This window comes from Microbacterium shaanxiense (genome assembly GCF_054779995.1).
In genome coordinates this window covers 65,001-76,839 of the sequence record NZ_BAAGXE010000003.1, presented here as the reverse complement: position 1 = coordinate 76,839, position 11,839 = coordinate 65,001, and the positions used below count along the sequence as shown (strand labels likewise).

13 protein-coding genes are annotated in these 11,839 nt (G+C 68.7%); all 13 read left to right on the top strand.

Annotated features, from left to right (window positions below; all coding sequences use genetic code 11):
* The first annotated feature begins 37 nt into the window (after window positions 1–37).
* Entirely contained in the window at window positions 38–1,654 is a 1,617-nt protein-coding gene (malF, locus tag ACYVG2_RS09985) for a maltose ABC transporter permease MalF (protein WP_460780824.1), read from the top strand.
* A 1-nt stretch (window position 1,655) separates the two neighbouring features.
* Window positions 1,656–2,552, top strand: coding sequence for a sugar ABC transporter permease (locus tag ACYVG2_RS09980; protein ID WP_460780823.1), 897 nt, complete (start codon window positions 1,656–1,658; stop codon window positions 2,550–2,552).
* A gap of 39 nt (window positions 2,553–2,591) precedes the next feature.
* Entirely contained in the window at window positions 2,592–2,924 is a 333-nt protein-coding gene (locus ACYVG2_RS09975; protein ID WP_448964575.1) for a PadR family transcriptional regulator, read from the top strand.
* Window positions 2,921–3,550, top strand: coding sequence for a DUF1700 domain-containing protein (locus tag ACYVG2_RS09970; RefSeq protein WP_460780822.1), 630 nt, complete (start codon window positions 2,921–2,923; stop codon window positions 3,548–3,550). The genes ACYVG2_RS09975 and ACYVG2_RS09970 overlap by 4 nt, the downstream gene beginning before the upstream one ends.
* A 71-nt stretch (window positions 3,551–3,621) precedes the next feature.
* Window positions 3,622–3,783, top strand: a complete 162-nt coding sequence (locus ACYVG2_RS09965; protein WP_448964573.1) for a hypothetical protein — start codon at window positions 3,622–3,624, stop codon at window positions 3,781–3,783.
* Window positions 3,784–3,888: 105 nt separating this feature from the next.
* Window positions 3,889–4,935: an ABC transporter gene (locus ACYVG2_RS09960; RefSeq protein ID WP_460780821.1), complete on the top strand. Its 1,047-nt coding sequence runs from the start codon at window positions 3,889–3,891 to the stop codon at window positions 4,933–4,935.
* Between the two features lie 71 nt (window positions 4,936–5,006).
* The gene (locus ACYVG2_RS09955) at window positions 5,007–5,441 is read left to right on the top strand and encodes a hypothetical protein (RefSeq protein ID WP_460780820.1); all 435 of its coding nucleotides are present in this window, start codon (window positions 5,007–5,009) and stop codon (window positions 5,439–5,441) included.
* Between the two features lie 44 nt (window positions 5,442–5,485).
* Window positions 5,486–6,133: a spermidine/putrescine ABC transporter substrate-binding protein gene (locus ACYVG2_RS09950; protein WP_448964570.1), complete on the top strand. Its 648-nt coding sequence runs from the start codon at window positions 5,486–5,488 to the stop codon at window positions 6,131–6,133.
* A gap of 109 nt (window positions 6,134–6,242) precedes the next feature.
* A complete protein-coding gene (locus tag ACYVG2_RS09945; protein ID WP_460780819.1) occupies window positions 6,243–6,719 on the top strand; it encodes a DUF2975 domain-containing protein in 477 nt (158 codons plus the stop codon).
* Entirely contained in the window at window positions 6,719–6,961 is a 243-nt protein-coding gene (locus ACYVG2_RS09940; RefSeq protein ID WP_448964568.1) for a helix-turn-helix domain-containing protein, read from the top strand. The genes ACYVG2_RS09945 and ACYVG2_RS09940 overlap by 1 nt, the downstream gene beginning before the upstream one ends.
* Window positions 6,958–10,686 carry an SCO7613 C-terminal domain-containing membrane protein gene (locus ACYVG2_RS09935; RefSeq protein WP_460780818.1) on the top strand — a complete coding sequence of 1,243 codons (3,729 nt, stop codon included), beginning with the start codon at window positions 6,958–6,960 and terminating at the stop codon, window positions 10,684–10,686. The genes ACYVG2_RS09940 and ACYVG2_RS09935 overlap by 4 nt, the downstream gene beginning before the upstream one ends.
* Before the next feature lie 253 nt (window positions 10,687–10,939).
* On the top strand, window positions 10,940–11,308 hold the full coding sequence (gene rpsL, locus ACYVG2_RS09930; RefSeq protein ID WP_033106047.1) for a 30S ribosomal protein S12: 369 nt from the start codon (window positions 10,940–10,942) through the stop codon (window positions 11,306–11,308).
* Between the two features lie 5 nt (window positions 11,309–11,313).
* The gene (rpsG, locus tag ACYVG2_RS09925; protein ID WP_033106048.1) at window positions 11,314–11,784 is read left to right on the top strand and encodes a 30S ribosomal protein S7; all 471 of its coding nucleotides are present in this window, start codon (window positions 11,314–11,316) and stop codon (window positions 11,782–11,784) included.
* The last annotated feature ends 55 nt before the right edge of the window (window positions 11,785–11,839 follow it).

Here is an 11,839-nt window from a genome sequence, read left to right as displayed (position 1 = left end):
GTCGGCCCCACCCCGGCAGAACGACGACGGGCGAGAGATGACGGACACGAACACGACCACAGAGCCTCAGAAGCCGCCGACGAGACGGCAGCGCCAGGCGGCGGACATCGCGGAGGCCGCATCCGGCCGGATCGGATGGATGCTGCTGAAGATCCTGCTGCTCGCAGTGGTCGACGCCGTCGCACTGTATGCGGCCTTCGTGCTGTTCACCCACCAGGAGTGGCTCGTCCTCGCCCTCGTGGTCGTGGTCGCGGTCCTGGTCAACTACATCTACTTCTCGCGCAGGCGCGTCGCAGCGAAGTACCTCACGCCGGGGATCATCTTCCTGATCCTCTTCCAGGTGTTCACGCTGCTGTACACCGGCTACATCGGCTTCACCAACTACGGCACCGGTCACAACGGCAGCAAGGACCAGGCGGTCGCAGCTCTCATGGCATCCGCCCAGGAGCGCGTCGAGGACTCGCCGACCTACCCGGTCACCGTGGTCGAGCAGTTCGGCACCCTCGGGCTCCTCGTCACCGACCCCGAAGACGGTGACGTCTCCGTCGGTACGAACGAGCAGCCTCTGCAGGAGGTCGACGGCGCCACGATGGAGGGCGACAGGGCTGTCGCTGCGGACGGCTGGGAGTCGCTGACCTTCGCTCAGGTGCTCGCGCGGTCGAGCGAGGTCGAGCAGCTCTCGGTCGACTTCAGCGACGACCCCAACGACGGCGCGATCCGCACGCCGGACGGCCAGAGCGGCTTCCTCTACGTCTCTTCACTCGAGTACGACGAGGACGCAGGCACCATGACCGACGTGCGCTCCGGCACGGTCTACGACGACAACGGCACTGGGGCCTTCACCGCCGATGACGGAGAGCAGTTGCTGCCCGGCTGGCAGATCACGGTCGGCTTCGACAACTTCGTGCGCGCGGTCACCGACGCATCGATCCGCGGACCGCTCATCTCGGTGACGATCTGGACGTTCGCGTTCGCCCTGATCTCGGTCGCCACGACCTTCTTCCTCGGTCTGCTGCTGGCGATCGTGTTCAACAACACGCGGATGCGCTTCCGCAACGGCTACCGCATCCTGCTCATCCTCCCGTACGCGTTCCCCGCCTTCCTCTCGGCGCTCGTCTGGGCCGGAATGATGAACGAGAGCTTCGGCTTCCTCAATCAGGTCGTGTTCGGAGGGGCATCCATCCCGTGGCTCACTGATCCCGTGCTGGCGAAGGTCTCGGTGCTGATCGTGAACCTGTGGCTCGGGTTCCCCTACATGTTCCTGGTCTGCATGGGGGCGCTGCAGGGCATCCCCGAGGACGTGAACGAGGCGGCGGTCATGGACGGCGCCAATCCGTGGCAGGTGTTCCGGCGCATCAAGCTGCCGCTGCTCCTCGTGACCACGACACCTCTGCTGATCTCGTCGTTCGCCTTCAACTTCAACAACTTCAACCTCATCTACATGCTGACCAAGGGCGGGCCTCGTTTCGAGGACGTGTCGATCCCCGTCGGGCACACCGACATCCTGATCTCGATGGTCTACAAGGTCGCGTTCACAGGGCAGACCCGCGACTACGGTCTGGCCTCGGCGTTCACGATCCTGATCTTCATCGTGGTCGCGGCGATCTCCATCATCAGTTTCCGAAAGACCAAGGCCCTCGAGGAGTTGAACTGAGATGACCGTCGCTTCCGCTCCAACCACCCGTCGTCGGCGCCGCTCGTTCGGTGCCTGGTTCGCCGACACCGGCTGGCGCCACCTGGTCGCGGTCGTCGCGAGCCTGTTCGCGATCTTCCCGCTGCTGTACGTGCTCTCGGCCTCGCTGAACCCGCGCGGCACGCTGACCGGCTCCAACCAGCTGTTCTCCGCGGTCGGCATCGACAGCTATGTCCGCATCCTCACCGATCCGCAGAACCCGTACGGACTGTGGTTCCTGAACACTCTCGTGATCGCGCTCGTCACCGGCTTCACCACCGTGTTCATCGGCGCGTGCGCGGCATATGCCTTCTCGCGCATGCGCTTCGCGGGGCGCCGCGTGGGGCTCGTCACGATCGTCGTCGTGCAGATGTTCCCACAGCTGCTGGCGGTGGTGGCGATCTTCCTGCTGATGACGACGCTGGGGGACTGGTTCCCGGCGATCGGCCTCAACACGCACACGGGTCTGATCCTCGTCTACCTCGGTGGCGCGCTCGGCGTGAACACGTACCTGATGTACGGCTTCTTCAACACCATCCCGAAGGAGCTCGACGAGGCGGCCCGCATCGACGGGGCCGGCCACGCGCGCATCTTCTTCACGATCATCCTGCGACTCGTCGCGCCGATCCTCGCAGTGGTCGGGTTGCTTTCGTTCATCGGCACGGTCAACGAATACGTGGTCGCGAGCGTCATCCTGATCGATCCCGAACAGCAGACGCTCGTCGTCGGACTCACCAAGCTCGTGTCCAATCCGCGCTACGCGGACTGGTCGGCGTTCTCGGCCGGCGCCGTGATGGCGGCGATCCCGGTGATGATCCTGTTCCTCTTCCTGCAGAAGTACATCGTCGGGGGCCTCACGGCGGGAGCGACGAAGGGCTGAGCCGCCGACTAGCTTGCCAGGCATGCTACCTTGTGATGCATGACAGCGGACGTCGGTGCGCAGATGCGCAAGGGCGTGGTCGAGTACTGCGTCCTCGGGCTGCTCTCGCGTGAGCCGATGTACGGGTGGCAGCTCGCGGAGGCTCTGTCCGACGCCGGTCTGATCGCCAGCATCGGCACGCTGTACCCATTGCTGGGGCGTCTGCGCGACAACGGCTGGGTCAGCACGTTCGACCTGCCGTCCGAGAGCGGCCCGGTGCGCAAGTACTACCGGCTCACGGATTCCGGCACCGCTCAGCTCGTCCGGTTCCGCGTGCAATGGATGCCTTTCGCCCGTGTCGTCACGGGCCTCGTCGGGGAGGAACGACCATGACCGATACCGATACCGACGCCGACCGCCTGCGCCGCGAGTTCCTGGGCCGACTGGACGCGGCGATGAGCGATCTCCCGCACGGAGTCGCCACCGAGATCCATGACGGCATCGCGGAGGAGCTGGGTGGGCTGGATGCCGAGTCCACGGCAGCACGCATCGCACAGCTCGGCGACCCTCGCACGATCGCACGGGAGGCGCGAGCCGAGGTGCCCGTCGGCGCACCGATCGCTCACGCGCCGTCCGAGCCGGCCGCGCGACCGAGCGCGAAGGCGCCACTGGCCGACTCCCGCGGCTTCGCGATCGCAGCCGCGCTCGTGCTCGCCTTCGGCGGGTTCGTCGTGCCGGTGGTCGGATGGTTCGTCGGAGCGGTGATGGTCGCGACGAGCAGCCTCTGGCGTCGTTGGGAGAAGGCCCTCGCGATCCTGCTGCCGTTCGCAACGGGTGCCCTGATCGCCATCATCACGTGGATCGGATCTCTCATCGCATCTGCGAGTGCGACGGGCGAGCCGGAGCGCAACCCGCTCATCCCCTCCGCCCTCGACCTCTGGCACTCCGGCATCCTGCTCGTGTTCATCCTGATCCCCGCCATCGGGGGCTGGCTCCTCTGGCGGCTTCGTCGGCGCTGAGACAGCCGCGACGGCGGCGGTTCCTCGCGTGTCATCTGAGGGGACGCGCACGCCGGTCGTACGTTGGAGCCATGGCACGAGTGGACGGGCGCAATCCGGTGATGAGCTGGATCGCCGGGGTGTTCTGCGCAGGCGTCATCGTTGCGCTCCTCTGGCTGGCGCTGCCGATGGGGCCGATGCTCGTCGACTACGTCGGAGACACGCTGCGCGCGGTCGCACCGGCAGGGGAGTGACGGCGCGCCTCACCGCGGGTCACGCGACACGTCGGCACGCCTCCGGGGCCGTCGCCCCGCACGGCGATAGCCTCGCACTGCACATATCCGACGAGAGGCGCCCCCATGAGTGACCCCGAGGTTCCCCAGCCCGAGCGGCCGAAAGACGTCGACGACGTCGTCGACAGCGCGAACGCGGGACTTGCTGACGCCGCTGCGGCGGGCGCCGAGGTCCCTGGCGATCGTGATTCCGTCAACGAGCCGGCCGAGTCGACCTCCGCCGATCAGCCGGTCGTGGATCCCGACCTCGCCGCATTCGAAGAGGCAGAGAAGTCCCATCCCGGAACCTTCGCGACGCCCGAGCTCAACGAGCGCTCGGACACGAGCGTCGACGATCGCGCGAACGCGGACGACGGTGACAGGGGCACCGCCGCCACGACCGGACTCTTCGCCGCAGACCGGGCGTCGACCGCTGACACGGATGCACGACGGGAGGATTCGATCGCCGACACGGCCTATCTGCCTCCCGTGACGGACGATGCCGAGACGCGTGTCGTCCCGTCGGAACCGGCCATCGTGGCCGCGCCGGTCACACAGCAGCAGCAGCAGCAGCCGATCTTCGTGCAGGCTCCGGAGCCTCCGCGCGACCGCGGCAACCGTGGCGCCGCTGCCGGCATCGGGCTCCTCGCGACGATCGTGTTCGCGATCCTCTACCTCGGCACCGCCCTGGGCCTCGGCGCCCTCGAAGGCGACGTCACGGGGGAGAACATCGGCGAAGCCGCACTCGCCCCGCTCACGACCTGGGGCTTCTGGGTTCCCGTCGTCGTGTTCTTCATCGGGTTCTGGCTGCTCGGTGCCGTCATCAACCGCGGCCGTTGGGGCCTGTGGGTCGTCTTCGGCATCATCGTCGGCCTGTTCGCCTACGCCGGGCACATTCTGGGTCAGCTCTTCGAGGCGCCGTTCTGGCTGATCTCCACCTCCGAGGGCAATGAGCTCGTCGGCAGCCAACTGCTCGCCCCTCTCGCGATCGCGGCCTTCGTGTTCGGACGCGAGCTCACCATCTGGTTCGGTGCCTGGGTCGCCCGCAGCGGCGCCCGCAAGACCGAACTGAACCTCGAGGCTCAGCGCGAGTACGAGCGCACCCTCGAGGCCGGACCCACGCTTCCGAGGTAATCACGGACACCACCACGCCTGACCCCCGCGGCCCTCGGCCCGCGGGGGTTTCGGCCATCCAGGCGACGGCGATGACGACGATCGGGTTCTTCGCCGTCGCCGTCTTCGGTCTGGGGGCGCTCAGCGTCGTGCGGGATGCCGAGATCATCGATGTGCCGGCTGCCGGGCAGGCGCCGGGGATCATCGGCATGATCATCGCCGTGCTGGTGTTCGGCGGCATCCTCTACCTCGCGGTGCGGATCGCGCATCCGAAGTTCCGTTCCGTCTGGGCCATCTCGATCGGGACGGCATTCGCTCACCTGCTCGCGGCGGGGATCGGCGCCCTGGTGGTGACCGGCGATTTCGTGAGCGCCATGGCGGTCATGGGGGAGCTCATCACGGGTGGCGCGAGCCTCGTGATCCTCGCGACGGCGGCGATCGCCGGCTGGGCCGGTGTCGCGTTGCGGCGCACGCGCGCGGCGCGTCCGCGATGGCCGTGGGAGCGCGATGATCTCAGCGAGAACTGATCCACTCACGCGATATCCGTGCGGATGACCCTATTCTGGAGATCGTGGAGCGGTCGCTAGAGACGCAGGTCGACCAGGCCGTCGAGGCCTGGCTGCGCTGGGTGCCGCGTTGGGAGCCCGCCACTCATCGGGGCCGTGTGGCCCCATGCCGCCGCTGTCTCGGCTCGCCCATCCTTTCGGCCGCCGGCATCGGCGCCAACGTCCCGCACGGCGTGCAGCACGGCCTGTCCACTCGTATCAAGACGATCGTGGATCATGCGGTCGCCGAGTACACCGCACGCAACCTTCCGATGCTGCAGAAGGAGCTCGATCAGCAGGCCGCGCGCAATCGGGCCCGCAGTTATCGGCCGTCCGAAGACCTCGAGCCGGAGTTCGAGGGGCTGCCGCTCGACCCCGACCCTGTGCCCGGTGCGCCGTTCCTCTTCACGATCGCCGGGCTCGCGGATGCGGAGAGCGTCGAACTGCCGCCGCTTCCGCCGCTGACGGAGGAGGCCAAGGCCGCGCTCCGGCAGGAGGTCGCCCTCGCCGACGAGTACGCCAACATGGTCGGCCGTGAGATCTGCGGCATCCTGCTGCGGCACCGTCTCAACGTGCAGGCCGCCATCTCCCAGCACGTCGAGCCGCAGATCGAGGCGCTGCTGGAAGAGCTGACCTCTTCGCTCGACTCGCCCTTCGACCCCGAGACCCCGTAGCGACGGGAGCCGTGCGTTCGCTGTGAGACGCGCGGCCGGCTTGATCGGCGAACGGTATGCCGACTATCGTTTTTCGATAGATACCGGACGCTTATCGATAGGCAGAGTGATGCAACCCCGTGTGACCGCAGTGCTGAAGACCCTGATCGCCGTGATGCTGCTCCTGCTGCTCGCGAGCCAGACCCTCGTGATACCCGAGGTCGCCCGCGTCACGGCGATCCGCAATCCTGATGTCGCTCAGCTCGAGATCCCTGGCATCATCGGCGCGGTCCTCTTCCTCGCGCTGGTGCAGGTGACGCTCCTGTGCGTGTGGCGGCTGCTGTCCCTGGTGCGCGCAGAGCGCATCTTCAGCGCCGCCGCCTTCCGCTACGTCGACATCATCCTCTGGGCGCTCGCGGCAGCAGGGGTGCTGATCGCCGCCTCGTACATCGTGATCATCGCGAGCCGCGCGGTCTCTCTCTCGCTCACCCTGCTCGCGGTGCTCGGCATCGTCGTCAGCGCAGCACTCGCGCTGCTGGTCGTCGTGCTGCGCGGGCTGCTGCACAAGGCGCTCCAGCTCGAGCAGGACATGTCCGAGGTCGTCTGATGCCCATCGTCATCGATCTCGATGTGCAGCTCGCGCGCAAGAAGATGAGCGTGCAGGAGTTCGCGGATGCCATCGGCATCACGCCGGCGAACGTCGCAGTGCTCAAGAACGGACGCGCCAAGGCCGTGCGCTTCACGACGCTCGACGCCATCTGCCAGGTGCTGGAATGCCAGCCGGGCGACATCCTGCGCTGGGTTCCCGGCGAGGATGCCGGCACCACGAACGGAACGGGGCAGCGATGAGCACCGCGACCGAGACGATCACCTGGGGGGAGGACGTCGCCAGACATCTCCTCGATCCCCGCACCTGCCCCGTGTGCGCCGCCGACCGTCTCGTCGACGGATGCTGCCGCACCTGCGGGGCAGATCTTCGCGGCGCCTACGGGATCGAGCTGTGGGAGGCGTCGAGCGCGGCTGCGACCGCGCTGCGCGCACGGGAGGCGGTGCTGAGCCGCGTACCGCTCGTGCCGACGCCTCCGAGCGTCCCGGCCATCGCCCCGACGCCGACAGGGATCGCCTCCACGACGATCGCCGCATCGGCTCCGCCTCCGGCCCCGCCAGGGATGCACGCGGTGGCACCGCAGCCGCAGCCGCGCTCGAGCGCCACGATCCAGTCCGTGCTCGCGGTCGCCGGAGCGGGGCTCTTCGCGATCGCAGCGCTCATCTTCACGTTCCTCAATCCCGAGCTCTCCGATCGCGGTGTCCGCAGCGTGATCGTCGGGCTGGTGACTCTCGTCTTCCTCGGCGGCGCATGGCTGCTCGCCCGCCGCGGACTGCAGTTCTCCGCAGAGGCCGTCGGCGGACTCGGGCTCGTGTTCGTCGGCCTCGACGTCTACGCCTTCGCGCAGCTCGGCGGCACCGAGGCCGTGACATGGCTGCTCGCCGGTGGCGCCACGGCCGTCGGCGGCGCGGTGATGCTCGGCGCCGGCCGTCTCTTCCGGATCCGCGCATGGCAGTGGGCCGCCATGCTGGCCATCGCGACCGTGCCGGCGATGCTCGGCTATGCGGCCGGCGGGAGCCATGTCGCGGCTCTCGGGCACCTCGGATCCGCCTTCCTCGCCACCTTCCTCATCGCGGTATCGCCGCGGATCGCGACCCGCTCGCTCGTCGTGCTCCAGGTGGCCGCCGTCGTCAGCGCCGTGCCGCTCGCAGTGCTCGGCGCCCTGTCCCTCGGCGTCACGGTGCTGGCGATGCTCCTTCTCAGCGCGGTGTTCGCGCTCATCTCGATGCACGCCGTTCTGGCGGCGCGGCAGCTGCTGCGGCAGTGGTGGAGCTTCGTCGCCGGCGGTTCGGCGACGGTGGCGCTCGTGTTCGCGATCACCGCTCCTGTGGCGCAGTCCGCCGGCGAGTGGTTGCCGGCGGCGCTACCGACCGCCGCCGCCTTCTCGTTCGCGCTCGTCGCGGTCGTGCCGGGGCTGCGGACGGTCGCGCGGTCGACGCTCGCGGCCGGCGGAGTCGTCGTGGTCGCGCTGATCGGGCTGATGCCGTTGCTGTACTCCGCGACAACGCTCATCGACCTGCTCGACGCGGTCGCGCGTGGAGAGGGCTGGGCGTTGCTCACGGCACCCTCGGACTGGGCGGCGCTCATCGGGATGGCCGGCGTCGCCTGCGGGCTCGCCCTCTTCGGCGGCCTCGCGCGCGATCGCGACGCCCGAATGGACAGCGATGCGGGGGAGGGCCACCAGTCGTTGCGCGGGTTCTCCTCCGTCACCGACGTCGTCGCGATCGCCGGCGCCGTGCTCACGGTGCTCACCCTCGCCTGCAGCGATCTGCTTCCGCTCGCGGCGCGCCTGGTCATCGTGCTGGGCTCGGCGGCCGTGGCGGCCATCGCGCTGCGCAGAACGGAGGGCACGGCCGATCGCGCCGTGTCGGCGCACCGCGTGGTCCTTCTCATCGGCGTCCACGCCGCAGCGGCCGTCGGCATCCTCGTCTCCTGGACCGACCCGCAGACGGCGCCGATCGCCGGGGTGGGCGTGCTGGGCGTGCTGGCGCTCGCGAGCAGGACGCTGCCGCACGGCATCCGCTTCCTGCACGTCGGCGCCGGCTTCGCCTACGGACTCGTCTGCCTCGCCCAGGCGCTCACGCAGACGGACCTCGGCAGCATAGCCGTGCTGTGCCTGGTGACGTCCGCCGGTCTCGTCGGCGCGATCGTCGTGACGTTCCTGCCCCGCGTAGGCGCCCGCGACTGGTATGCCGTCCTCGTGATCACGTCGGTGCCGTTCGCGGCCGGAATCGTCCAGGTCGTGTTCGAGCGCAGCGGCTGGACCGCGATGTCGACCGCCCTGATGTTCGCGCTCGCCCTGTCGCTGGTGCTGACGCGGCGACCCGGTCTCAACATCGTGCTGCGCACGGTGGCGAGCGGGATGCTGGTTCCGACCGTCGCGGTCGTCGTGGTGTGCCTGGGCGCCCAGGTGCTGGCCGTCAGCGCGTCGCCGGTCACGCTCCCCGTCATCGCTGCGATCGTGGCGCTCGTGCTTCCGAGCACGACGCTGATCAGGGACGCCCTGCGCGGCAACGGACTGGCGGCGGATGCGGCGTCCGCCGCCCGCGTGGCGATCGAGGCCTCGGCACTGCTGACAGGTGCCATCGCGACCGTTCTGGCGATCGCGAGGGAGGCCGCAGGCCTCGGCACGACGTTCCTCGTGCTCGTGATCCTCGGCATCGGTGCGTCCGCGAGCGCCGTGTTCACGCGACGCCGCTACGGATGGTGGGTGGCGGGTGCCGCGTTCACCGGTGCGCTGTGGTGCTTGTGGGGCATGAGCGGCGTCGACCTTCTCGAGGCGTATCTGCTTCCGCCGGCGCTCGCGTCGGTGGTGATCGCCGCGGTCCTCAGCGCACGGGGGATCGACGTGCGCGGACTCTACGCCGCAGGACTCGGGGTCGCCGTGCTGCCGAGCCTCGCGCTGCTCGTGCTCGTCGAGCCGGATGCGCGCACCGCGGGGGAGCTGCCGTGGCGAGCGCTCGCGCTGCTCGCGGCCGGAGCGGTGCTGCTGGGTGTCGGCGCGTGGTTCGCGCGAATCGGTCGACGCGCCGTCGCAGCGCGGATGCGGACGCTCGTCCGGCCGACGCTCGTCGCAGCCGGCGTCGCCGCGCTCGCCGGACCGCTCGAGGGCGTGAGGATGGGTCTCGGTGCCGATCTGGTCCTCCTGCACGGCGCGGCGCTCTTCGCCGCGTGTCTCGCCGCATCCGCGGCGGCGGCGATCATCCTCGTGTGCGCGGGGCTGGGGATCCGCGCCGCCGCCCGCGCGGACTCACCGCTGCGCGACTCCCGCTGGCTGTTCGCCCCCGCGGTGCTCGCGCTCGCCGGCGGCACGTGGTGGGCGATCGAACGGGACTGGGGATCGATCTGGCTGATGTGGGCATTGATGATCGGGGTCCTCGCCGTCATGCTCGTCGCGGCCGTGCGCGCGGAGCGCACCGCCCTGCCGCCGGTGTGGTTCCTGTTCGCGATCGCGTTCGTGACCGGCGTCGTCGCATGGAGCCCGAGGGACCTGAGAGTGGAGTGGTTCTCGCTGCCGCTCGGCGCGTTCCTCCTGCTCGCCGGCATCCATCGCCTGAGGCTGCGCACGACGGAGAGCGGAGGCGATCTGCACGCGTGGCCATCCGGGCACCACGGCTCCTGGCGCCTTCTCGCGCCGGGGATCATCACGATGATGAGTGCCTCCATCGTCGCCACCTTCACCGACCCGTTGACCTGGCGCGCGATCCTCGTCATGGTCCTCGCGCTCGCCGCGATCATGGTCGGAGCGGGCAGGCGCTTGGCGGCACCCTTCATCCTCGGCATGATCGTGCTCCCGATCGAGAACGTGTTCGTGTTCTCGGTGCAGATCGGCCGGGGAATAGAATCGATGCCGTGGTGGATCACGCTCGCCGTGATCGGGGCCGTGCTGCTCACCATCGCCGTCACCTATGAGCGGCGCAGTGGTGATGCGGACACGGTGGTCGCGCGGATACGCGATCTGCGTTGAGAACCGGCCCGCTCAGAGCGGGGACACGCCGACGAACCGCCGGATCCACCGTCATTTGACCGCATACGTTACGCGGCATTACACTTGATCAGGTGTGTGCACGTCTCGGCGTGCCTGCACACGGGCGCCGGTCCATACCGGTCTGCCCCCACGGCATACCCATCACACCAAAAGCGCGCCTGATCAGGCGTGCCGGTGGGTCATGATGTGAAACCCATCACGCTGTCACCGTGCAGCATTATGAGGAGAGAACGTGCCAACCATTCAGCAGTTGGTTCGCAAGGGTCGCTCGCCCAAGGTCACCAAGACCAAGGCGCCGGCGCTCAAGTCGAACCCGCAGCAGGCCGGGGTATGCACCCGCGTCTACACCACCACCCCGAAGAAGCCGAACTCGGCGATGCGCAAGGTCGCTCGTGTGAAGCTGCGCAACGGGGCCGAGGTCACCGCCTACATCCCCGGCGAGGGCCACAACCTGCAGGAGCACTCCCTGGTGCTCGTCCGCGGCGGTCGTGTCAAGGACCTCCCCGGTGTGCGTTACAAGATCGTCCGTGGCGCCCTGGACACCCAGGCAGTCAAGAACCGTAAGCAGGCTCGTTCCCGCTACGGCGCGAAGAAGGGTTGAGTTAGATGCCTCGTAAGGGTCCCGCCCCCAAGCGCCCCGTCGTCAACGACCCGGTATACGGCGCTCCGATCGTCACCTCGCTGGTGAACAAGATCCTCGTCGACGGCAAGAAGTCGCTGGCAGAGTCGATCGTCTACGGCGCCCTCCGCGGCGTCGAGGCGAAGAACAGCCAGGATGCCGTCGCCACCCTCAAGAAGGCGCTCGACAACGTGCGCCCCACCCTTGAGGTCCGCAGCCGCCGCGTCGGCGGCTCGACCTACCAGGTCCCGGTCGAGGTCAAGCCTCACCGTGCGAACACCCTCGCGCTGCGCTGGCTCGTCAGCTACGCCAAGGGTCGTCGTGAGAAGACCATGACCGAGCGTCTCCAGAACGAGATCCTGGATGCGTCGAACGGCCTGGGCGCAGCGGTCAAGCGTCGTGAGGACACTCACAAGATGGCCGAGTCGAACCGCGCGTTCGCTCACTACCGCTGGTAAACAGCTTCGCTCGGTCAGGGGCGCTCCCGCCCCTGACCGAGCATCCTTCACCTCG

Coding starts and splice junctions, on each gene's coding strand:
- malF (WP_460780824.1), top strand. CDS start 38: ATGACGGACACGAACACGACCACAGAGCCTCAGAAGCCGCCGACGAGA.
- ACYVG2_RS09980 (WP_460780823.1), top strand. CDS start 1,656: ATGACCGTCGCTTCCGCTCCAACCACCCGTCGTCGGCGCCGCTCGTTC.
- ACYVG2_RS09975 (WP_448964575.1), top strand. CDS start 2,592: ATGACAGCGGACGTCGGTGCGCAGATGCGCAAGGGCGTGGTCGAGTAC.
- ACYVG2_RS09970 (WP_460780822.1), top strand. CDS start 2,921: ATGACCGATACCGATACCGACGCCGACCGCCTGCGCCGCGAGTTCCTG.
- ACYVG2_RS09965 (WP_448964573.1), top strand. CDS start 3,622: ATGGCACGAGTGGACGGGCGCAATCCGGTGATGAGCTGGATCGCCGGG.
- ACYVG2_RS09960 (WP_460780821.1), top strand. CDS start 3,889: ATGAGTGACCCCGAGGTTCCCCAGCCCGAGCGGCCGAAAGACGTCGAC.
- ACYVG2_RS09955 (WP_460780820.1), top strand. CDS start 5,007: ATGACGACGATCGGGTTCTTCGCCGTCGCCGTCTTCGGTCTGGGGGCG.
- ACYVG2_RS09945 (WP_460780819.1), top strand. CDS start 6,243: ATGCAACCCCGTGTGACCGCAGTGCTGAAGACCCTGATCGCCGTGATG.
- ACYVG2_RS09940 (WP_448964568.1), top strand. CDS start 6,719: ATGCCCATCGTCATCGATCTCGATGTGCAGCTCGCGCGCAAGAAGATG.
- ACYVG2_RS09935 (WP_460780818.1), top strand. CDS start 6,958: ATGAGCACCGCGACCGAGACGATCACCTGGGGGGAGGACGTCGCCAGA.
- rpsG (WP_033106048.1), top strand. CDS start 11,314: ATGCCTCGTAAGGGTCCCGCCCCCAAGCGCCCCGTCGTCAACGACCCG.